The organism is Pseudomonas sp. GZD-222, assembly GCF_049310525.1.
GTDB lineage: Bacteria > Pseudomonadota > Gammaproteobacteria > Pseudomonadales > Pseudomonadaceae > Aquipseudomonas.
The window spans coordinates 25,614-48,487 of record NZ_JBMOWO010000095.1 but is presented as its reverse complement, the minus strand read 5'-3'; the positions used below and the strand labels follow the sequence as shown (position 1 = coordinate 48,487).

At 63.2% G+C, this 22,874-nt stretch carries 9 protein-coding genes and 1 pseudogene; 4 read left to right on the top strand and 6 right to left on the bottom strand.

The features are described 5' to 3' along the window. Positions 1–9: 9 nt before the first annotated feature. From ACO6VD_RS17930 to ACO6VD_RS17920, 3 genes and pseudogenes are all read right to left on the bottom strand, one after another. Positions 10–1,413 (bottom strand): annotated as a pseudogene (locus tag ACO6VD_RS17930) (aspartate aminotransferase family protein); the annotation flags it as partial. A gap of 141 nt (positions 1,414–1,554) precedes the next feature. Continuing rightward, positions 1,555–2,877, bottom strand: coding sequence for an ATP-binding protein (locus ACO6VD_RS17925; RefSeq protein WP_422420986.1), 1,323 nt, complete (start codon positions 2,875–2,877; stop codon positions 1,555–1,557). Continuing rightward, complete coding sequence (locus ACO6VD_RS17920) at positions 2,874–3,557, bottom strand: response regulator (protein WP_400172530.1); 684 nt, start codon at positions 3,555–3,557, stop codon at positions 2,874–2,876. Before ACO6VD_RS17920 ends, ACO6VD_RS17925 begins: the two co-directional genes overlap by 4 nt. Positions 3,558–3,729: 172 nt before the next feature. On the opposite strand from ACO6VD_RS17920, the gene dsbD reads away from it, so the two are divergent. Genes dsbD through dsbG form a run of 3 tightly spaced genes read left to right on the top strand, consistent with a single transcriptional unit; the run spans position 3,730 to position 7,039 of the window. After that, positions 3,730–5,433, top strand: a complete 1,704-nt coding sequence (dsbD, locus tag ACO6VD_RS17915; protein ID WP_422420984.1) for a protein-disulfide reductase DsbD — start codon at positions 3,730–3,732, stop codon at positions 5,431–5,433. Then, positions 5,433–6,290 carry a prolipoprotein diacylglyceryl transferase family protein gene (locus ACO6VD_RS17910; RefSeq protein ID WP_422420983.1) on the top strand — a complete coding sequence of 286 codons (858 nt, stop codon included), beginning with the start codon at positions 5,433–5,435 and terminating at the stop codon, positions 6,288–6,290. Before dsbD ends, ACO6VD_RS17910 begins: the two co-directional genes overlap by 1 nt. Next, positions 6,275–7,039, top strand: a complete 765-nt coding sequence (dsbG, locus tag ACO6VD_RS17905; RefSeq protein ID WP_400172533.1) for a thiol:disulfide interchange protein DsbG — start codon at positions 6,275–6,277, stop codon at positions 7,037–7,039. The genes ACO6VD_RS17910 and dsbG overlap by 16 nt, the downstream gene beginning before the upstream one ends. A 57-nt stretch (positions 7,040–7,096) precedes the next feature. On the opposite strand, the gene ACO6VD_RS17900 is transcribed toward dsbG, so the two are convergent. Further along, on the bottom strand, positions 7,097–20,059 hold the full coding sequence (locus ACO6VD_RS17900) for a non-ribosomal peptide synthetase (RefSeq protein ID WP_422420981.1): 12,963 nt from the start codon (positions 20,057–20,059) through the stop codon (positions 7,097–7,099). Between the two features lie 338 nt (positions 20,060–20,397). Between ACO6VD_RS17900 and ACO6VD_RS17895 the strand changes: the two genes are divergently transcribed. Next, on the top strand, positions 20,398–20,928 hold the full coding sequence (locus tag ACO6VD_RS17895; protein WP_422420979.1) for an RNA polymerase factor sigma-70: 531 nt from the start codon (positions 20,398–20,400) through the stop codon (positions 20,926–20,928). A gap of 81 nt (positions 20,929–21,009) precedes the next feature. Here ACO6VD_RS17895 and ACO6VD_RS17890 read toward each other — a convergent pair whose 3' ends face one another. Next, on the bottom strand, positions 21,010–22,023 hold the full coding sequence (locus ACO6VD_RS17890) for a GNAT family N-acetyltransferase (protein ID WP_422420977.1): 1,014 nt from the start codon (positions 22,021–22,023) through the stop codon (positions 21,010–21,012). A gap of 59 nt (positions 22,024–22,082) precedes the next feature. Beyond that, positions 22,083–22,844 (bottom strand): substrate-binding periplasmic protein, encoded by a 762-nt coding sequence (locus ACO6VD_RS17885; protein ID WP_422421014.1) that lies wholly within the window; start codon positions 22,842–22,844, stop codon positions 22,083–22,085. Between the last annotated feature and the right edge of the window lie 30 nt (positions 22,845–22,874).

Genomic DNA, 22,874 nt, shown 5'->3' with positions numbered 1-22,874 from the left:
AAGTCGGGTCGCCACCGCCGCTGCCAGCGCTCGACCGAAGCGCGCAGCCACTTCATCGACCTGCTCGGCGGTGATCACCAGCGGTGGCAGGAAGCGCACAACCGCGCCCTGACGCCCACCCAATTCGAGAATCAGACCGCGCTTGAGGCATTCGCGCTGCACCAGCGGTGCCAACTGCGGACAAGCGCCCGGATGGCCCTGGGCATCCTTGGCGCTCGCCGGATCGACCAGTTCGACCCCGAGCATCAGGCCACGGCCGCGAATATCACCCAACTGCGCAAAGTCCTCCTGCAGGCGACGCAAATGCCCGCTGAGACGCTCACCCATCGCCTGGGCATGGGCGCACAGGTCGTGGTCCTTGATGTACTTCATCACCGCCGAACCCGCCGCCATGGCCATCTGGTTGCCGCGGAAGGTGCCGGCATGGGCACCCGGCTGCCAGGTGTCGAGCCACTGACGATAGACCACCACGGCCAGCGGCAGGCTGCCGCCGATGGCTTTGGACATCACCACCACATCGGGAATGATGCCGGCGTGCTCAAAGGCAAACATCTTGCCGGTACGCGCAAACCCACTCTGGATTTCATCGACAATCAACGCCACACCGGCCTTCTCGGTAATCCGCCGCACGCCGCGCAGCCACTCGAGATCAGCCGGAATCACCCCGCCTTCGCCTTGCACGGCCTCGACAATTACCGCCGCCGGCAACTGCACGCCGCCTTCCGGATCGTTAAGCAGGTTCTCCAGGTAGTGCAGGTTGACCTTGACCCCGGCCTCACCACCCAGTCCGAACGGGCAACGGTAATCGTAGGGATAAGGCAGGAACTGCACGCCATTGCTCAACAGTGCCGCCAGGGGCTTTTTCGGCCCCAGACTGCCCATCAGGCTCAATGCGCCCTGAGACATGCCGTGATAAGCGCCCTGGAACGACAGTACGGTGCTGCGTCCGGTGGCAGTGCGCACCAGCTTCAGCGCCGCTTCCACCGCATCGGTCCCGGTCGGTCCGCAGAACTGGATCTTCGCCTCGTCACGCAAGGCGTGTGGCAGCAGGCCGAAGAGGTCCTGAACGAACTGGTCTTTGACCGGTGTAGTGAGGTCAAGGGTATGCAGCGGCAGCTCATCGGCCAGCACCTGCTGAATCGCCTCGATCACTACCGGGTGGTTGTGTCCCAGCGCCAGGGTGCCGGCGCCGGCCAGGCAATCGATGAACTGACGCCCTTCGACGTCTTCGACATACAGGCCACGGGCCTTTTTCAATGCCAGAGGGATGCGCCGAGGGTAGCTGCGGGCATTGGACTCTTGCTGCTTTTGGCGGGCCAGCAACGGTGACTCTTCGAAGTGATAAAGCGTTTCGGCAGCGGCCACGTCCGAAGACACCGGCAACGGCTGGGCAAGGCTGATAGCGACTGACATCTGGGGAAACCCTCGCAAGCAAGCGGATGTGCCCGTCACGCGCCTGTTACCAGATGAGTGCCGGGTTGTTATCGCTTGAAAAACGCTTCAGCGCCCGGCGGATTTAGCCGATTCAGGCGCTGATCGAGGTTTTTTTCATCGCTACTCAGCGCGCAACGGGATGTGCAACTGCACCCGCAGACCATCGCTGCGATTGTCGAAGCGCAGGGAACCGGCGCAGCGCTGGACGATTGCCTGGACAATCGCCAGGCCCAGGCCGCAGCCACCGCTCTGGCCATTGCGCCAGAAGCGCTCGGTGAGGCGCTCCAGATCTTGATCGGCGATGCCTGGACCGTGGTCCCGTACCATGAAGGCCACCCGCCCCTTGTCCATCTGCACCGCCAGCTCCACCGGCTCCGTACCACGGGTATGGCGCAAGGCGTTGTCCAGCAGGTTGCGCAAGGCGGTTACCGCCAGTGGCGAGGGCATCCCGAGGTACGCCTGGGCGGCGTCGGGTGCCAACTGCAGATCGATACGCTGTGAGTCGCCCAGCCCTGTGTCCTGGATGGCCTGGCGCGCCACCTGCTCGGCGCTGCACTGCACGCCATCTTCAAACGACAGGCTGCCTTCGACCCGCGCCAACAGCAACAACTGCTCCAGCGTCTTGTGCAAGCGGTCAGCGCCCTGCTCGGCGTGCTCCAGTGCTTGCTCACGAATCGCGCCATCGGTCATCCGTGCCACCTGCAGGTGGGTCTTGATTGCAGTCAGCGGCGTACGCAGCTCATGGGCGGCGTCATCGGTCAGACGCCGTTCGCGCTCGATGGTCTGGGCAATGCGCAAGAACAGCTGGTTCTGGGTATCCAGCAGTGGCTGCAACTCGCTCGGTAAAGCACGTACCTGCAACGGTTCGAGGGCATCGGGGCTGCGCCTGCGCAGCGCATCGCGCATACGGTTGAGCGGTGCCAGGCCCTTGCCGATGCCGATCCAGAGCAAGCCGAGGGTGCCGAGCAGCGCGACAAATACCGGCGCCGAAGCCGCCAGCAGGATCGAGCGGTTCAGCGCCTCACGCTCCTGGTGACGGTCAGCCGTGGTGATGCGTACATCGCCGCGGTAATAGGTAAAGGTACGCCAGCGCGCGCCCTCGATGGTCTGGTCACGAAAGCCGCTGCGGTCGTCATCGAGGGTGTGTCCCTGACCGTGGTTACGGGCAATGATCTCGCCGCGTAACGAGCTGACCTGACAAGCCATGCCATCCGGCACACTGAGCTGATCGGCGCTCAGTTGCGTACCCTCGCCTTTGGCGACCAGCGGCTGTGGCAACTGATCGATCAGGCCGGCAACCATGCGCGCCGAAGCCACCAGACGCTGGTCCAGGGAAAACATCATCTGATAGCGCAGGTCGCGCAGCATCCAGGCCGCCGCCAGCGCCCAGATCAGCACGAAAGCGGTGCCCAGGATCAGGGTCAGGCGTACGCGCAGGCTCATGGCTGCGACACCTCGGGCAACTGCGCAGGCCCCAGGCGATAGCCCAGACCGCGTACGGTTTCGACAATACCGTTGCCCAACTTGCGGCGCAGGTGATGGATATGCACGTTCAAGGCATTGCTCTCGACCTCGTCACCGAAGCCGTAGACGCTGTCCTTGAGCTGCTCGCTGGACAGCACCCGGCCACGGTTGTGCAACAGGGCCTGCAACAGCGCCTGCTCGCGTCGCGACAGGTCGACCGGGACACCGCCCAGGCAGGTTTCGCGACTGCTGGGGTCGTAGCTGAGCGGACCGTGCTCGATGATATTCACCGCACGCCCGGCCGAGCGCCGCAACAGGGTGTGCAGCCGCGCCGCCAGCTCGCGCAGGTCGAACGGCTTGAGTAAGTAATCGTCGGCGCCGGCCTGCAGTCCGTCGACCCGGTCGGTGACCGCATCGCGGGCGGTGAGCACCAGCACAGGCAAGCTCTCGCCCTGCTGACGCAGACGCTGCAGCAACTTCAGGCCATCTTCATCGGGCAGGCCCAGGTCCAGCACCATGACATCGAAGGCGGCGGCCTGGAGCATGGCCTGGGCTGCGCCAGCGGTGGCCACCCGGTCCACGGTCATGCCCTGGGCACTCAGCCCTGCGGCGATGCCGCTGGCAATCAGGTCGTCATCCTCGCAGAGCAGTACGTGCATGGTCGGTCTCGATGTTAAAAGTGGCAGTGAAGCGCAATCGGATTAAGCGAGGATTATGCCGCGCCAGCGCCGGATCGTCGCGGTTTGGGCGACAATCGACGTTTGCCGGTTAACACTCGGTTAATCGCGTTCGGCCAGGATCGAGCGCTTAACGCACTACCAAGGCTTTGAGATGCGCACTTTACTAATCGCCCTGATGCTTCTATTCAGCGGCCTGACCCAGGCCAACCCGTTCGCCCAGAGTGACTTTCTGCCGGTGGACAAGGCTTTCGTGTTCAGCAGCGAACGTCTGGACTCCGGGCAGATGCGCCTGCACTGGAAAATCACCGACGGCTACTACCTGTATCAAAAGCGCCTGAAGTTCGACGGCCTGCCTGTCGAGCAGCAGCCTGCCCTGCCAGAAGCCTTGCCTCATCATGATGAATACTTCGGCGAAACCCTGGTATATCGCGGCGAACTTGAGCTGATTCTGCCCGCCTCGGCCGCTGGTCAGTTGCGCATGGGCTGGCAAGGCTGTGCCGATGCCGGCTTGTGCTACCCACCGCAGACCAACCTGGTCAGCCTGAGCAACACGGTTGTCGACGAACAGGCCAGCGATCAGGCCCTGGCCGGCGGCCTGCAGCAGTCGAGCCTGGCCTGGAGCCTGCTGGCCTTCCTCGGACTTGGCCTGCTGCTGGCCTTTACCCCATGTTCGCTGCCGATGCTGCCGATTCTCGCCGGGTTGGTCCTCGGTAATGGCGTCAGTGCCCGCCGCGGCTGGGCATTGGCAAGTGTCTATGTCCTGAGCATGGCCCTGGTCTACGCCGCCCTCGGCGTAATCGCTGCGTTGCTCGGTGGCAGCCTGCAGGCCTGGCTGCAACAGCCCTGGTTGCTCGGCACCCTGGCCGGTCTGTTTGTGTTGCTGGCCTTGCCGATGTTCGGTGCCTTCGAGTTGCAACTGCCGGTGTGGCTGCGTGATCGACTGGAACGTGCAGGCCACGGCACCCGTGGCGGCAACCTGTATGGCGCAGCGCTGCTGGGTGCACTTTCCGGGCTGCTGATGGGACCGTGCATGACCGCACCGCTGGCCGGCGCCCTGCTCTACATCGCCCAGAGCGGCAATGCCCTGCACGGCGCACTGGTGCTGTTCACCCTCGGCATCGGCATGGGCTTGCCGCTATTGCTGCTGGTGACCCTGGGCAATCGCTACCTGCCCCGTCCTGGCCCGTGGATGAACCTGGTCAAGGGCCTGTTCGGCTTTGTCTTCCTGGCCATGGCCTTGTACACCCTGCGTACCGTACTGGAGCCAGCACTGTGGCTGGGCCTGGCCGGCGCCTGGCTGATCGCCCTGGCCTGGGCGGCCTGGCCCGCACTGCACGGCTTGCGGCCGATCCGTGCGCTGCCGTTGCTGCTGGGCTTCTGGGGCAGCCTGCTGGTGATCGGTGCTTCAGCCGGCGGCGACGATCCCTGGCAGCCGCTGCAGCCCTTCCGCGCCGCTACTGGCGTGGTTGCCAGCGCTGCACATAGCGATGCCTTTATCACCGTCAGCCAACCGGCTGAACTGCAACGCGAGCTGGACAGCGCCAAGGCCCAAGGCCAGTGGGTGATGCTGGACTACTATGCCGACTGGTGTGTGTCGTGCAAAGTCATGGAGAAACAGGTGTTCGCCCGCGCCGATGTGCTGGCCGCACTGGGCGACGTCCGCTTGCTGCGTCTGGATGTGACCGCCGATGCGCCCTCCAGCCGTGAGCTGCTGCAACGCTACCAGGTGCCGGGGCCGCCGAGCCTGATCTGGATCGGCCCGGAAGGTAACGAACGCCGCAGCCGACGCATCACCGGTGAAATCGATGCGAAGAACTTCCTCGAACAATGGGCCCAGACCCGGAGTCAAGGCTAATGCTGACGGTAAACCTCGGGCCGCTGACCATGGCCGTCGATCATCTGTTGCTACTGTGCGCGCTGACCCTGGCCACAGTGGTCGGCTGGCGGGTGGCCAAGCGTGGTGGCGACAACCCTGAGTCAGTGCTGTTCAGCCTGTTCCTGCTGGGGCTGTTGGGCGCACGCCTGGGGTTTGTCCTCAGCTATTGGCCGATGTACCGCGATGACCTGATCCAGATCGTCGACCTGCGCGATGGCGGCTTCCTGCTCTGGCCGGGGCTGCTGGTGGTAGCCTTCGGTGCCTTGTGGCGTGGCTGGCGTCGCCCAGCGCTGCGTCGGCCCCTGGGTTGGGGCCTGTTCAGCGGTGCACTGTTCTGGCTGCTCGGCAGCCTGGGCAGTCACCTCTATGAGCAGGGCACGCAACTGCCCCAGGTGAGCTTGCAAAAAGCCGACGGTCGTAGCGTGCAGCTCACCGCTTACCAAGGCCGGCCGCTGGTCATCAACCTGTGGGCCACCTGGTGCCCTCCGTGCCGCCGGGAAATGCCGGTGCTGCAACAGGCTCAGCACGAGCACCCGGACATCACCTTCCTGTTCGTCAACCAGGGGGAAACCCCGCAGACGGTCAGCACCTTTCTCGCCACCACCGGGCTCAACCTGTCCCACGTGCTGTTCGACGGTGGTGGCCAGCTGGCGCAGAAAGTCGGCTCCATGGCCCTGCCCACCACCCTGTTCTACAACGCCGACGGCCGTCTGGTCGGCAGCCACCTGGGCGAGCTGTCGCGGGCCAGTCTCAGCCACGCCCTGGAATCCTTCGAGCGCACACCTGCGCCCGCTGTCACCAACGCTTCAAGGAACGACACATGCACCCTTTGCTGAAATTGCCCCTGACCCTCACGATCGGCCTGCTGGCCAGCCAGGCCGCGATGGCCGAAACCCTGCCCAAGGCTGTGCAACAAATCGAAGCCAAGGGTGTGAAGATCAAAGGCAGCTTCGATGCCCCCAACGGTTTACGCGGTTACGCCGCCGAGTACCAGAACCGGGGTATGGCGCTGTACTTGACGCCTGACGGCAAGCACGTGCTGGTTGGCAGCCTGTTCGATGAACAAGGCCAGGACTTGAGCGAAGCACCGCTGCAGAAGCTGGTCTATGCGCCGATGTCCAAGGAGGTCTGGGCGAAGATGGACAAGAGCGCCTGGATTGCCGACGGCAAGGCTGACGCACCGCGCGTTGTCTACCTGTTCAGCGACCCGAACTGCCCGTACTGCAACATGTTCTGGCAGCAGGCGCGGCCGTGGGTCGAGTCGGGCAAGGTGCAGTTGCGCCACATCATGGTCGGCATCATCCGTGAAGACAGTCCGGGCAAATCGGCGGCGCTGCTGGCCAGCAAAGATCCGGTCCAGGCCCTGAACAAGCACGAGAGTGCCGGCAAGGCCAGCACCCTCAAGGCGCTGGACAAGATTCCCGCGGCGGTGCAAGCCAAGCTCGAGGGCAATCTGGCCCTGATGGAGGAGCTGGGGCTGTCAGCGACACCTGCCATCTTCTACCTCGATGAACAACAGCAAATGCAGTCGCAGCAAGGTGCGCCACGACCGGAAATGCTGGGGAAAATCCTCGGCAAGCGTTGATGCATGGCAGCGCCTGCAGGGTACCTTGAGCAATACCGGTACCCTGCAGTTCCCCTCTTACAGCGCTTCGAGTTCCGCCATCAGATCGCTGAGGCGGTCAACCTTGTCATCGCTCAGCTCACTGGCCTTAAGACCTTCCACATAAACAGCCAGCTCCTCGACGCTGCTGCATTCGAACATCGCCCGCAACGGCACGTTCAACTGCAAGGTTTTCTGCACCCGTGAGGCGATCTGGGTAGCCAACAGGGAATGCCCGCCCAACTCGAAGAAGTTATCCCGTACCCCGACCCGTTCGACCTTGAGTACCTCGGCCCAGATCGTCGCCAGGGTCTGCTCCAGTTCGCTGCGCGGTGCGAGGTAGTCGTGACGCTGCTGAGCGGCGAAATCAACCGTCGGCAGGGCCTTGCGGTCGAGCTTGCCGTTGGCATTGAGCGGCAGTTGCTTGAGCCAGGTCCAATGCAGCGGCACCATATACTCAGGCAGTTCGGCCCGTAGGCGCTGCTTGATCTGCTCGAGCAATACATCGGTATCCGCAGTCGCCGCGCTGGCCACCAGGTAGCCGACCAGGTGCTTGCCGTTGGCGCCCTCCTGAACGCCCACCGCCGCATCGCGAACCTCGCTCTGCTCATGCAGCCGTGCCTCGATTTCACCCAGCTCGATGCGGTAGCCACGGATCTTCACCTGGTGGTCAATGCGCCCGACGTATTCGAGCACACCGTCCACACGCCGCCGCGCCAGGTCACCGGTGCGATACAGGCGCTCCCCCGGGGCCCCGAACGGATGCGGGATAAACACCTGGGCGGTGCGCAGCGGATCGCCGACATAACCACGGCCGACGCCAGTGCCCGCCACACAGAGTTCACCTACCGCTCCCAACGGCACCAACTCCTGATCGTCGCCCAGCAGGTACAAACGGTTGTTGTCGGTGGGCGTGCCGATCGGCAGATAACTGCCGCGCGTCGAGGCCGCATCGACGCGGAAGAAGGCCACGTCATCGGAGCATTCCGCCGGGCCATAGGCGTTGACCAGAGCGATCTGCGGATAACGTTGCAGCCACTGCGAGGCCAGTTCAGGCGGCATCGCTTCCCCGGTCGGCAGCATCCAGCGCAAGCCGTCGAGGTGTTGATGCTCATTGGCAAGCATGCCCTGAATCAGTGACGGCACGCTCTCCAGCACGGTGATCCCGCAGGTCTGGACATGCTCAAGCAGGCCTTGCGGGTCGTGGGCAATGGCGTTGGGCACAATCGCCACCTGGGCACCGAACAGCGGCGCGGCAAGGAACTGCCAGACCGAGATATCGAAACTCTGCGAGGCGGTCTGGGCAATGACATCCTGCTCGTCCAGTTGCAGGTACGGCACCTTGCTCAACTGGTTGTTGAGCATGCCGCGCTGCTCGACCATCACCCCCTTCGGCAGACCGGTGGAACCGGAGGTGTAGATCACATAGGCGAGGTTGTCCGGCGCGCTGTAGATGCCCGGATTGATGTCGGGCAGCCCGGCGCTTTGTACCTGTTCCCAGATCAGCAGCTTCGGCCGCCCCGCGCACACCAACTCGTCGAGCAGCGCACGCCCTTGCTCGGCGCACGCCTGGCTGCAGACCAACACCGGCGTGCGACTAAGCTCGACGATACGTTGCGGGCGCGCCGTCGGCAGGCCCGGATCGAGCGGCAAGTAGCCGGCACCGGCCTTGAAGCTGCCGACGATCATGCCCAGCAAAGGTAGATCACGTTCTGCCAACAGCGCCACCGGTTGATCCACGCCGACCCCGGCAGCGATCAGCGCATGACCCAGGCGGTTAGCCTGTTGATTGAGCTGTGTGTAGCTGATCGACTGCTCCAGGCAGCGCGCCACAGTACGCTGCGGATGGGTAGCAACCCGCGCTTCGAACAACTCGGCATAACTCTGCTCCAGGGGGTAGGCGCGTTCGCTACGGTTGCAATCCTCGAGCAGGAAGCGCTGCTCTTGCTCACCCAACAGCGGCAACTCGCTCATGTCGCCGAGGAAGCCGTCGGCCAGAGCCAGCACCAGGCGCTTGAACTCGGCCAACAGACGCTCGACAGTCGACGTGTCGAAATAGCGCTGGTCGAACGACAGGTGTAATCCCAGGTCATCCCCCGGATAGCACACCGCCGTCAACGGGAAGTTGGTGTGGGTACGACCGGAGTCGGAGCTGGCATTCAGGCTCTGCGCCCGATCCAGCACGGCCACTTCCACCGGAGCGTTCTCGAACACGAACAGGCTGTCGAACAACGGCTGGCCTTTGGGCAGCTCGCTGCACTCCTGAATGCTTACCAGCGGCAGGTACTCGTACTCGCGCAACTCCATGTTGCGTTCGAACAAGCCCTTGAGCCATTGCCGGACACTGCAACGCTCAGCGGCAGCCGGCAGTTTCACCCGCAGCGCGATACTGTTGATGAACAGCCCTACCGTGCGCTGCATCTGCGGCATGCTCACCGGCCGACCGGCCACCGTCACCCCGAACAGCACATCGCGTTCGCCGCTGAAGCGACTCAACACCAGCGCCCAGGCCGCCTGGGCAAAGGTGTTGACGGTCAGCTGATGGGCTTGGGCCAGCTCACGCAGACGGACACCGTCAGCAACATCCAGACGGGTGTAGCAATCGCCGACAATCATTCCGGCGCTCTCGGCAGCGTGATCACGCAACAGTGGCCGGTCACTCGGTACTGCGGTGCTGCGCTCGAAGCCTTGCAGGTTGTCGCGCCACCACTGGCGCGCTTCGTCCAGGTCCTGATGCTGCAACCAGCTGATGTAGTCGCGGTAGCGCGGTGGCACTGGCAACTGCGCCTCGCGACCCTCGCCCAAGGCCATGTACAGCTCGAAGAAATCGTTCATCAGCAACGAACGGCACCAGGCATCGATCAGGATGTGGTGGTTGCTCATCATGAACCAGTAACGGTCCGCGCCAACCCGGATCAGGCGCAGGTGGAACGGCGCCTGTTGCAGCAGATCGAAGCCGGCTTCACGTTCCTGTTTGTGCAGGGTCTGCAGACGCACTTCCTGCTCGTCCTCGCCAAGCTCGGCCCAGTCCTGGTAGTCGAGCGCGGTATTGCCCGGCTTGTGGATGATCTGCAGCATCGCTTCGCCAGCGTTCCAGCTGAACGAAGCACGCAGAGCTTCATGACGCGCGACCACGCCTTGCCAGGCCTGGGCGAAACGCTGCGGGTCGAGGGCGCTGTTGATCCGGTAGCGGTCCTGCATGTAGTAGATGCCGGTGCCCGGCTCCAGCAGGGTATGCAGCAACAGCCCCTCCTGCATCGGCGTCAGCGGGTAGACGTCTTCGATCTGTGTTGTCGGCACCGGCAAGCTGTCGATCTGCTCCTGGGTCAGTCGCGCCAGGGGGAAGTCCGACGGCGTGAAGCTGCCGTTGCCGGAAGTCAGGCAGTGCGCGATCAGGCCAAGCAATTCCGCTTTATAGGCCCGGGCCAGCTGATCAATCGTGTGCTCGTCGTAGCGGGCGCGGCTGAAGGTCCAGCGCAACTGCAGCTCACCGGCAAAGACCTGGCCATCGACACTCAACCAGTTCGGCAGTGGCGCCTCCAGATCATGGGCCTCGCCGGCCGGCTCATCCACCGGCTGGAACAGGGCATCGGTCTGGAACTGCTGGTCGAACTGACCCAGGTAGTTGAAGGTAATCCGCGCCTGCGGCAAGGCCGCCATGGCTTCGCGTACCGGTGTCTCGGCCAGGTAGCGCAGCACGCCATAGCCCAGGCCCTTGTGCGGCACCTGGCGCAATTGTTCCTTGATCGCCTTGATCGAAGCCGCCTGCCCTGAGGCACCTTCGCCAACCGCCGGACTCAGGCTCAGCGGATAGGCACTGGTGAACCAGCCGACACTGCGGGTCAGGTCCATGTCTTCGAAGAGACTCTCGCGGCCATGACCTTCCAGCTGTACCAGCACCGAGCTGTCGCCACTCCAGCGGCACAGCACCCGGGCCAGGGCCGTCAGTAGCAGGTCATTGACCTGGGTGTGGTACGCCGCGGGGGCCTCCTTGAGCAGTTGCCGGGTTTGCCCGGCGTCCAGGCGCACGCTGAGGGTCTGCGCCTGTTTGTGCAGGTTTTCCCCTTGCGGATGATCGCAGGGCAGCTCACGGTGCGCCGTGTTCAGCTGAGCCTGCCACCAGTGCTGTTCGTCGCGCAGTGAATCGCTGCTGGCATAGGTCACCAGGCGCGCGGCCCAGTCGCTCATGGCACGGGTCTTGGCTGCCAGGGTCTGGCCACGGTACAGCGCCTGCACATCTTCCAGCAGCACGCGCCACGACACACCGTCCACCACCAAGTGATGGATCGCCAGGAGCAATCGCTGCTGCCCCTCGTTGTCTTCAACCAGCAAGGCCCGCAGCAACGGCCCATTGTGCAAATCAAGACTGCGCTGCACATCGCTGTACAACGGCTGGCAATCGGCGAAATGGTTGACCGACACTTGCCAGAGCAATTCGCGGCCCTGCCCCTGGACATAGTCGCCCTGCCACTGGCCATCGTGCGCGCTGAACTGCAGGCGCAAGGCGTCGTGGTGCTCGACTAGCTCCTGCAAGGACTGCTCCAGCGCCTTGGGCACTAGACGTTCGGTTGGCGCCAGCAGTACCGCCTGGTTCCAGTGCTGCGGCTGCGGCACATCGCTGTCGAAGAACCAGTGCTGGATCGGCGTCAGTACCGCGCGACCGCGCAATGGACCTTGGTCGACCTGGCTGTCATCACTGCGCCGGACCACAGTGGCCAGGGTCTGGATGGTCTGGTGCTGGAACAGGTCACGCGGGGTGAAATGCAGCCCGGCCTGACGGGCTCGACTGACCACCTGGATCGACAGAATCGAATCACCGCCCAACTCGAAGAAGTTGTCCTGCAGGCCGACCTGCGGCACGTTCAAGACCTCTTGCCAGAGCTTGGCCAGTTGCTGTTCCAGCTCGCTGCGCGGCGCCTCATAGCGTTCCCGCCCTTGCGCCAGCTCAGGCGCTGGCAGCGCCCGCCGGTCAAGCTTGCCATTGCCCATCAGTGGCATCTGCGCAAGCAGGAGCAGATGAGCAGGCACCATGTAGTCCGGCAGATGCAGCCGTAGCTGCACCTTGAGCGCGTCACGCAACGCGGTCTGCGCTGAGGCATCAGCCTGAGCCTGCTCACAGACCAGATACGCCGCCAGTTGCTTGCCGCCAGGCATGTCCAGGGCCACTACCACCGCCTCGCGCACCGCCGGATGCTCAAGCAAACGCGTTTCGATTTCGCCCAGCTCGATACGGAAACCGCGAATCTTCACCTGATGATCGATACGGCCAACGTACTCGACCAGCCCGTCGGCACGTTGGCGAACCAGGTCGCCGGTGCGATACAAACGCCCGCCTTCAACGCTGAACGGGTCGGCGACAAAACGTTCGGCACTGAGCCCCGGTCGTTCATGGTAACCCTGGGCCAGGCCGGCGCCGCCCACATACAACTCGCCAATACCGCCTTGAGGCAGCAACGCCAGATCGGCATCGAGAATGTAGGCCACCCGGGCACCGACCACCGCGCCGATCGGCACACTGCCAGCCCCTGCTTCCAGCTGTTCGGGCGCCAGGCACGCGAGCGGCATGACCACGGTTTCGGTCGGCCCGTAAGCGTTGAAGAACTGCTGTGGCGCAAACGCCTGGCGGATCCTCTGCAAGTGCTCTCCGGTCAGGGCTTCGCCACCGGTGATACACAGGCGCACAGGCAAGTGCTCATTGCGGCTGGCCAGCCACTGGGCCAACTGACTGCCATAGCTTGGGGTGAAGCCGAGAAGCGACACCTGCTGTTCACGAATGAGTGTGCAAATCTCTTCGGCACCCCACTGCCCCTGGGCACGCAGTACCACCCGCGCACCGCACAACAGCGGCACCAGCAGGCGCTCGGTGGCGGCATCGAAGTTAATCGAATAGAAGTGCAGCTCGCAGTCATCGCTACGCATACCGAAGCGTTCAATGACCGCCTGGCAATGCATGGCGATCTCGCCACGGCTGACCACCACGCCTTTGGGCTTGCCGGTGGAGCCGGAGGTGTAGATCAGGTACGCCTGGTGGCCCGGTAGACTGGCCTGTGGCAACGGCTCACGGCTGACAGCAGCCAGCGCCGGGCCGTCGTCTTCCAGGCTCCAGCGCGCGACCTGGCCCGGCAATTCACCGAGCGCCTCGAACAGACTGCGCTGGCCCAGCAACAAGCTGATGCCGCTGTCTTCGATCATGTAGTGCAGGCGTTCCAGCGGGTACTCCGGATCCAGCGGCACATAAGCGCCCCCGGCCTTGAGAATCGCCAACAGCCCGACCACCATCTCCAGCGAACGCTCCAGCGCCAGGCCCACCCGCACCTGCGGGCCAACGCCACGCTCACGCAGCACACGGGCCAACTGGTTGGCGCGCGCATCCAGCTCGGCATAACTCAGGTGCTGACCGGCAAAGGTCAGGGCCAGGGCCTGCGGCTGACGTGCCGCTTGCGCGCTGAACAGCCCCTCGATGGTCTGATTAAGATCGGCCTCAAGGTCACCCTTGAGGCTGTCGCATAGCTGTTGCTGCTGATCGCTGGCCAGCATCGGCAGCTCACACAGAAGCTGCCCGGGATTGTCGAGCATCGCCTCCAGCAGGTTCTGCCAGTGCGCAGCCATCTGCGCGATGCGCGGCTCGTCGAACAGGTCGCAGCTGTAGGTCAGGCAGCAGCCCAGGCGCCGGTCGAGGTCGGTAACTTCCAGGTTGAGATCGAACTTGGTTGCCCGGGCGTCGTTGACCAGGTAGTCCACCTGCATGCCCGACAACTGCCGGCTTTGCTGGAACTCCCAGCGCTGTACGTTGCACATCACCTGGAACAATGGGTTGTAAGCAGTGCTGCGTGCCGGCTGCAACGCTTCGACCAATTGATCGAACGGCAGGTCCTGGTGCGACTGCCCCTCGATCACGGTCTGGCGAACCTGGTCGATCAGCGCACTGACGCGCATCTGCCCGTCGAGCTGGCAGCGCAACACCTGGGTATTGAGGAAAGCCCCAATCAGCCCTTCGCTTTCCGGACGAATGCGGTTGGCCACCGGGGCACCAATACGCAAGTCCTGCTGACCACTGTAACGATAGAGCAGCACTGCCAGGGTTGCGGTCATGGTCATGAACAGGGTCAAACCGCGCTCGGCATTGAACGCCCGAACCCGTGCCGCCAACTGCGGGCTCAGATCAAAGCGATAGAACTCGCCTCGGTGACTTTGCAGCGCTGGCCGTGGACGGTCGGCGGGCAGTTCCAGCACCGGATGTTCATCACCCAGTTTGGCTTTCCAGTAGTCAAGCTGGCGCCGGCCTTCGCCGTCTTCCAGCCACTGGCGCTGCCAGACGCTGTAGTCCAGGTATTGCACCGGCAAGGCTTGCAGCGGGGATTCACGCTCATCGACAAAGGCTTCGTAGAGCTCACCCAGCTCGCGGGCGAAGATGTCCATGGCCCAACCTTCGGTGACGATATGGTGCAGCGTCAGGACAAAATAGTGTTCATGCTCAGCGGCCTTGACCAGGCACGCACGCAGCAGCGGACCGCGTTCCAGGTCGAACGGCTGGTGTGCTTGCTCATCGGCAAAGGCTTGCAGACGCGACTCGCGCTCTACCGGGCTGTGCGCAGAAAAATCCTGCCAGTGCATCTGCACAGTGCTGTCGCTGTGCACGCACTGATACGGCACACCGTCGATGCTCGGGAAGGTTGTTCGCAGGGTCTCATGGCGCACAATCAAGGCGTGCAGGGCTTGCTCGAAGCGGCTGACATCCAGCACGCCGCGCAACCGCGCCATGCCGCCGACGTTATACGCCGGGCTGTCCGGCTCCATTTGCCAGAGGAACCACATACGCTGTTGCGAGTAAGACAGCGGCACGGCCTGGCGCCGATCGATGCGAGCGATTTCGCCCTGCAGGTTGTGCGCCCCGCTCTGCTGGATCTGCTCGACCTCGCGGGCAAATGCGCCCAGCTCGCTGGCTTCGAACAGCACCCGCAACGGCAACTCGACATTGCACGCCTGACGGCTGCGGGAAATGATCTGGGTCGCCAGCAACGAGTGGCCGCCGAGGGCAAAGAAGTCATCCTGCAGACCGACCTGTTGCAGCCCCAGCACGTCGCGCCAGATGGCTGCAATCTGCTGCTGCAGCGCGGTGCTCGGCTCGATGTGTTCACGGGTGGTCCATACCGGTTCCGGCAGCGCCTTGCGCTCGACCTTACCGCTCGGGCCCAAAGGCATCTGCGCCAGATGCATCAGCAATGCCGGCACCATATAAGCCGGCAGCTGTTCGCCCAACGCCGCCATCAGCCCCGCATTGTTTTCAATACCGCTGTAATAACCCACCAACTGCGCACCGGCGACGGTCTGGCGGATCAGCACCACTGCCTGCTCCACGCCCGGCTGGCCGAGCAGGCAGGCTTCGATTTCTTCAGGTTCAACGCGGAAACCACGCAGCTTTACCTGTTGATCAAGACGCCCGAGGTACTCCAGTGCCCCCAGGGAGGCGACCCAACGTGCCCGGTCACCACTGCGATAGACACGCTGACCGTCGCCCTCAGGCTGCGGCACGAAGCGTTCCGCTGTCAGCCCCGGACGCCCGAGGTAACCACGAGCCAGCCCGGCACCACCGAGGTAAAGTTCACCGGGAACACCCGGCGCACAGAGCTGCAGTTCTTCATCAAAGACCTGGCACACAACGTTGGCCAACGGCCGGCCAATTGGCGAACGCGCGCCATCGGTCTCGCTGCACTGCCAGTGGGTGACGTTGATCGCGGTTTCGGTCGGCCCATAGCGGTTGTGCAACGCGACGTGTGGCAGCACTTGCAGCACCCGGTCGCGCAGAGCCGCAGACAACGCCTCACCGCCGGAGAACAGCCGGCGCAAGCTGCTACATCCCGCCGCCAGCGGCTCTTGAATGAATACCTGCAACAACGCGGGAACAAAGTGCAAGGTCGTTACACCATGCTCGCGCACCAGCGCCGCGATGCGTTGCGGGTCGCGGTGTTCACCAGGCCCCGCCAACACCAGCCGGCAACCGTTGACCAGCGGCCAGAAGCACTCCCACACCGACACGTCAAAGCTGATGGGCGCTTTCTGCATCAGCACATCGTACTCATCCAGCGCATAGTGCGCCTGCATCCACTGCAAGCGCTCGGCCAGTGCTGCATGGGTGCTGCCGACGCCCTTGGGTTGCCCGGTAGAGCCAGAGGTATAAATCACGTAGGCGAGGTTATCACCATGCAGGTGCAAGCCCGGCGGCTGGCACGGCCAGCTGTCGAGTTTGAGCTGATCGATGGCAATGGCGCTGATCCCTGGCACCTGCGGCAAACGCTCGAGTACATCGCTATGGCTGAGCAGCAGCCCCGCACCACAGTCGGCGAGCATGTACGCCAGGCGTTCAGGCGGATAATCGACATCCAGCGGAACATAGGCGCCACCGGCTTTGAGAATGGCCAGCACGCCGATCAGCAGCTGCGGCGAACGCTCGGCAGCAATGGCCACGCAGACATCCGGGCCGACACCCTTGTCGCGCAGGTAATGGGCCAGGCGATTGGCCTGCTGGTGCAGGCTGGCGTAGTCGAGGGTGCCGCCTGCCCATACCAGAGCGGTGTGCTGCGGGGTCAGGCGCGCCTGTTCATTGAGTTGCTCGACCACCCACTGCCGGGCCTGGGGCGCAGGCGCCTGGCCCCATTGCAGCAATTGCTCGCGGCCTTGGGCATCAAGCAGCTGCAGGTCGCCGATGCTGACCGCCGGCGCGGCACAGACCTGCTCCAGCACGCTCAGCAGGTGGGCGGCCAGACGCTGCACGCTGGCAGCGTCGAACAACTCGCTGGCGTAGTCGAAGGACAGCGACAGGCGCCCCTGGTGATCTTCTTCGCTATGCAGTTGCAGGTCGAACTTGGCCTCGCGGCTGTGCCATGGCAGCTCTTCGGCAAGCAGCCCGGGCAGGCGCCGCAACGCCGTCAGATCACGTTGCTGGTGGTTGAACATGACCTGGAACAGCCCCTGCTCGCGCGCTTGCGGGAAGGCAGCGAGCAACTGCTCGAACGGCAGGTCCTGATGCGCCTGGGCTTGCAGGGTTGCCTCACGTACCTGGACCAGCAGGTCGGCGAACGACAAGCGTGAATTCAGTTGCGCCCGCAGAACCTGGGTATTAATGAAGAACCCCACCATACCCTGGGTTTCCAGCCTCGGGCGGTTGGCGTTGGGCACCCCGACACGGATATCGGACTGCCCGCTGTAGCGATGCAGCACGCTCTGAAAGCCGGCCAGCAGAATCATGAACAGCGTGCTGTCGTGCGCGCGGGCGCTACTGCGCAGTGCATCGCTCAGGGCGGTCGGCACCCGCACGCTCAGGCGCGCAGCCGACCTGGTGTGCTGGCTTGAACGCGGATGATCGGTTGCCAGGTCGAGCACCGGTTGCTCATCGCCCAGTTGCGCCGTCCAGTAGCTCAGTTGTCGCGCCGCCTCACCGTCAGCCAGCCATTGCCGTTGCCAGCTGCCATAGTCGGCGTAGTCCAGGGCCAACGCGGGCAGTTCAGCCTGCTGCCCCTGACAGTGAGCGGCATACAGCCGCGAAAACTCGTCGATGAGGATATTCATCGACCAGCCGTCGGTGATGATGTGATGCAAGGTCACCCAGAGTTGATGCTCCTCACTGTCCAGGCGCACCAGGGTTACCCGCAGCAACGGGCCGGTTTGCAGATCGAACGGTTGCTGCGCTTCGGCATCGCGCCGAGCCTGCACTTCAACGCTGTCGACGCCGCTCAGGTCGAGGTGCTGCAGGTTGAATGTCAGTACTGGCAGCACACGCTGCAGCGCCTGACCCTCCACTTCGGAAAATACGCTGCGCAAAGACGCATGGCGATCGACCAGGGCCTGGAAGCTGGACTGCAGCGCCGCCTGGTCCAGCTCGCCGCGCAAACGCAGCGTCCCCGGAATGTTATAGGCGCCACTGTGCGGCTCCAGTTGCCAGAGCAGCCACAGGCGGTTCTGCGCCAGTGACTGCGGCACTGCCTGGCTAGCAGCGAGGCGCTGGATTGCGCCATGGGCCGCACCACCCTGCTGTTGCGCGGCGGCTACAGCGGTGCAGAAGTCGCCCAGCAACGGCGCTTCGAACAGCACCCGCACACTCAGTTGCAGGTTCAGCTCGCAAGCCAGGCGGGCTGTCAGCTGCGTGGCGGCAATCGAGTTACCGCCGAGCAGGAAGAAATGATCATCGTCGGCGACTTGCGCCACGCCCAGTTGCTCACACCACAGGCGTGCAATCAGGGACTGCAACGCGCCAGCCTGTGAGCCTTGAGCAAGCGCTTCGGGTTGCTCGACTTCTGGGAACCGCGCATAACAATCCAGGCTGCCATCGTTCATCCGCAGACGGCAGGCGGAACGCTGCAGCTTGCCGCTGGAGGTCTTCGGTAGCGCTCCCGGGTTGAGCAACAGGACCACCGCCGGGGCTTGCTGGCAGGCATCGGCGATCACCTGGCGCAAGGTCTTGATCAGGGCCGTCGGGGTGATGATCTTCTGCACATTACGGCTGACCTCGACGGCAACACCGATCCCCTCCTCACCCAGGTGGTCGACGGCGAAGATCGCCACACGCCCCTTGCGCAGTACGTCGACTTCACGCTCCAGAGTCTTCTCCAGATCCTGCGGGTAAAGGTTATGCCCACGCACAATCAGCATGTCCTTGAGACGACCGGTGACAAACAGTTCACCCTCACGCACAAAGCCCAGGTCACCGGTGCGCAACCAGGTCTGCCCGCCTAGCTCGACAAAGGTTCGCGCCGTCGCTTCAGGGTTGCGCCAGTAGCCTTTGGCAATGCTCGGGCCACAGGCCCAGATTTCACCAACCTGATTGTCGGCCAGGACAGTCAGCTGCTGCGGGTCGACGATCTGCACGCCGTGTTCGGGCTGGCTGCGCCCGCAGCTCATCTGCACCGTGTCATTGCCCGGCTCGGCGCTGTTGCGCGCCAGGGCGCCGGCATTCAGGGGCAAGGCGCCAATGCCCTGACCACGGGTACTGCCGCTGACAAACAGGGTCGCCTCAGCCAGGCCATAGCTGGCAAAGAAGCTCTCGGTACTGAAACCACAGTCTGCAAACTTCTCGGCGAAGGCTTGCAGACTGTCCTGACGGATTGGCTCGGAACCGGAATAGGCCACACGCCAGCGGCTCAGATCGAGGTTGGCCAGGGCGGCGCTGCTGACCCGCTCGCTGCACAGGCGATAGGCGAAGTCGGGACCACCGCTGATGGTGCCGCCATGATCGCTGATCGCCTGCAACCAGCGTTGTGGCCGGGCCAGAAAGTAAGCCGGCGCCATCAGTACACAGAGCACGCCGCTGAAAATCGGTTGCAGCAGGCCGCCGATCAGGCCCATGTCGTGGTACAGCGGCAACCAGCTGACGATCACGTCATCCGGATTGAGGTCGATGCCGAAGCCATGGCGGATCAGTACCTCGTTGGCCACCAGGTTGCCGTGGCTGACCTGCACACCCTTGGGCAAGGCGGTGGACCCGGAGGTGTATTGCAGGAAGGCGATGTCATCGGCCTGCAGTGCCGGGGTTTGCCAGGCATCCGCCAGTGCGGCGTCCAGATGATCGACTGCGAGCAAGTGCGGCGCAGTCTCTTCGGCGAACACCTCCAGCGCCTGCAGGCTGTCGTACAGGCCACTGCTGGTGAGCAACAGGCTCGGCTCAGCGTCTTCGATGATCGACACCAGGCGCTCCTGATGATGACGGCGCGAGGATTCCGGCGGATACGCCGGCACGGCAATCACCCCGGCGTACAGGCAACCGAAGAAGGCCGCCACATAGTCCGGGCCGCTGGGAAACAGCAGCACCGCCCGATCGCCGAACGCCGTACGGGCTTGCAGGGCCGTGGCGATGGTTCGGGCGCGCAGGTCGAGGTCACCATAGGTCAGCACCGCCTCCTGTTGCGGGTCGTCGGCCAGAAAGCGCAAGGCAACCCGGTCAGGGGTTTGCGCAGCACGTTGGGCCAATGCCTGGACCAGCGTAACCGGGAGTTCGAAGGCGTCCGTCATGGGAGGGTTCCTGCCAGAGTCTGTACGTGAAATCAGGGCTCGACAGTGGCGCGTACCGGTTAGGCGGTTGCACGTTGCGCCTGCCGAGCGCCAAGGGATGTACACAGAGGAACGGATGGACAGGGGAAATAATTAAGTCCGCTGCGCATCTTCGGCAGGGCGACAGAGGGGGGGTTATTTGAAGCGCATCACAGGCTGGGACTTATAACCAAATTATCCCGAGACTCGTTACTTTTCTCATTTGACAATAATTATCATTAAGAATAATTTGTCGCACGTCGCAGGAAGCCTCCCCACCCGGAGCGCTCCTCCTCCCTCTTAGAGCTAAGGTGATTTCCATGGCGGAACAACAATCCACAAGTAAGTGCGATTCACCGTTACTCCAGGCGTTTGTCGACAACCGCAACATTCTCGTCAAGATCGCCGCACGCATCACTGGCTGTCGTTCTCGTGCTGAAGACGTGGTGCAGGACGCCTTCTTTCGACTCAGTTCTGCCCCGCAGATCACGTCCTCATTCAAGGCTCAGTTGAGCTACCTGTTTCAGATCGTGCGCAACCTGGCCATCGACCACTATCGCAAGCAGTCCATGGAACTCAGGTACTCCGGCAGCGAAGAGGAAGGCTTGAACGTGGTCGTCCAGGGCGCCTCGCCCGAAGCCACGCATATCAACCTCGCCACCCTGGAACACATTGCCGACGCCCTGAACGAACTGCCGCAGCGCACCCGCTATGCATTCGAAATGTACCGGCTGCACGGCGTTGCGCAAAAGGACATCGCCAAGGAACTGGGGGTCTCGCCGACACTGGTCAACTTCATGATCCGCGACGCCCTGGTACATTGCCGGAAAGTCTCAAGCCAGAGGGCTTAAGCGCTACAAGCGACAAGCTTCAAGCGGTAAGTTGCGCACGATCAACTTGAAGCTTGTCGCTTGCAACTGGCAGCTTGAGCCTCAGGCGAGCTTACAGCGCTCGAAGAAACGTTCCCTTCCCAGCACCATCAAGGCTGCCCGCTTGTGCGGGAAGTCGAACTCCTTTTCGCAATGAAAGCACTGCTCGTGCATATAGCCGATCATCTTGCTGTTGTCGGCACGCGGCTCGGCCACCACCCGCAGGGTACGCGGATCGTCAAGAAACAGGTAATGCACCAAGGCCGATAGCCAACTGGCAACCTTGTGTGGCCCGCGATGAGTTTCTTCACCCACCAGCATGTGAATGCCGCGGTCGTAATCATCGACGGCATAGAACGGGGCGATGCGGTCTTCCTTGGCCCAATAGGCCTCGAAGTAGGCAAATGGCTGGTCATCGAAGCAACCGATCAAGGTCAGGCTGTGCGGGTCCGCCTGCAACTTGCTCAGGTAGTCACGGTGCTGTTCGAGGCTGCCGCCTTCCTGCCAGAAGTTCAGCACCCGCGGATTGTTCTGCCAGCGGTTGAAACGCTCCAGGTCGCTGTCGATTTCCAGGGTGCGCAGTGACACCCAGGCGCCCAGGCGCGCATCGAATCGGCGGTACACCTCACCGCGGGGTTTCGGCGCGCGGCGTGGATGACGCTTGCCCTCGGTGATCTGCATCTGTTGCGGGTAGACCCCGTCAAACGCCTGCCCCAGCCAGGGCTGCGGCAGTTGCCAGAACTGTGTTCTTTCACAGCGGTACACACCCGCCTGGGCCTGAGCCACGAGCAGACCACTGAGCACGGCGTCACCCGGCTCGCAGCTCAGGTGCCAGGTCAGACGCTGACAGTCAGGATCACGCGCAAACAGCCAATAGCATGCCGCCCACAGGGCTTGCTGGACGCGCTCCCGGGCAACGTCCTCGAGATGGACTTCCAGAGTATCGCCACGCACCAGTCGCACCCGAATCAGCGGACTGCCCTCCAGCACGAGGTTCAGGTGGCAGTCACTTTCATCGGCGTCCAGGCTACGCCAGCGGGGAAATGACAGCGTTTGCGAAGCAGTGTCGAAGGGCATGATCTTGGCTCACGATAGAAAGGTGCTCACCGTTCTGAACGTAGCCGCGTGAGCGAAATTTAGTCTGCTCCAGGAGGGGAAACACTGATGCGAAACGGCTGGAAAATGCGTAACAGCTCGCCATTGTCGTGCAACTGCTGCAACAGACTGGCAAAGGCCGGACCAGTGATCGGCGCATCGGGACGCAGCAAGGCATAGTGGCGGTAAACCTGGTCGACTCGCGCAGAAGTGAGCAACTGCCCGACACTGCCTGGATTACGTGCTAGAAAATCGCTGAGGTAGGAACGGGTCACCAACGCGACATCAGCCCGACCACGCTGAACCATCAATAGATTACTGTCGTGGGAGTAGGTCAGGGTCGCGTTGTAATGCTCGGCCAGGTACTGGGGGTCAGGATTGAAGCCGGCAAAGGCATAGTGATAACCACTGTACAGGGCCAGACGCTTGCCGCTGAGGTCGGCAAAATAGCGCTCGTCACGATCCGGCTGCAGATGGGTGACGAACACCTCGGCATCTTCAAGCCCCATATCGACCGCGACATGGGCGATGTTTTTCCAGCCCCACTCAGGGTTCTCGAAAATCGCCATGTCGGTGCGGCCCTGGCGAAAATCATTGAAGCGACGCGGAATCGACGTCGGCACCAGAACAAAATGGTAGTGCTCCTGGGCGTTGTTCAAGGCCTCGACCAGTTGGGGCAGCAACCCTGTTTCGGCGCCCTTCTCCGGCCGCACGGTATAAGGAGGGAAATGTGCAGCACCGACTTTGACCTCGACCTCTTCGGTCGCCTGGGCCGATGACGCCAGCCACAGGCTAGCAAACATGAACAGCAAGGACACAGCCTGCGGCATGGA

Bases quoted from the DNA above. Each gene is read 5' to 3' on its own strand.
- ACO6VD_RS17925 (WP_422420986.1), bottom strand. From the start codon at position 2,877: ATGAGCCTGCGCGTACGCCTGACCCTGATCCTGGGCACCGCTTTCGTG.
- ACO6VD_RS17920 (WP_400172530.1), bottom strand. From the start codon at position 3,557: ATGCACGTACTGCTCTGCGAGGATGACGACCTGATTGCCAGCGGCATC.
- dsbD (WP_422420984.1), top strand. From the start codon at position 3,730: ATGCGCACTTTACTAATCGCCCTGATGCTTCTATTCAGCGGCCTGACC.
- ACO6VD_RS17910 (WP_422420983.1), top strand. From the start codon at position 5,433: ATGCTGACGGTAAACCTCGGGCCGCTGACCATGGCCGTCGATCATCTG.
- dsbG (WP_400172533.1), top strand. From the start codon at position 6,275: ATGCACCCTTTGCTGAAATTGCCCCTGACCCTCACGATCGGCCTGCTG.
- ACO6VD_RS17900 (WP_422420981.1), bottom strand. From the start codon at position 20,059: ATGACGGACGCCTTCGAACTCCCGGTTACGCTGGTCCAGGCATTGGCC.
- ACO6VD_RS17895 (WP_422420979.1), top strand. From the start codon at position 20,398: ATGGCGGAACAACAATCCACAAGTAAGTGCGATTCACCGTTACTCCAG.
- ACO6VD_RS17890 (WP_422420977.1), bottom strand. From the start codon at position 22,023: ATGCCCTTCGACACTGCTTCGCAAACGCTGTCATTTCCCCGCTGGCGT.
- ACO6VD_RS17885 (WP_422421014.1), bottom strand. From the start codon at position 22,844: ATGTTTGCTAGCCTGTGGCTGGCGTCATCGGCCCAGGCGACCGAAGAG.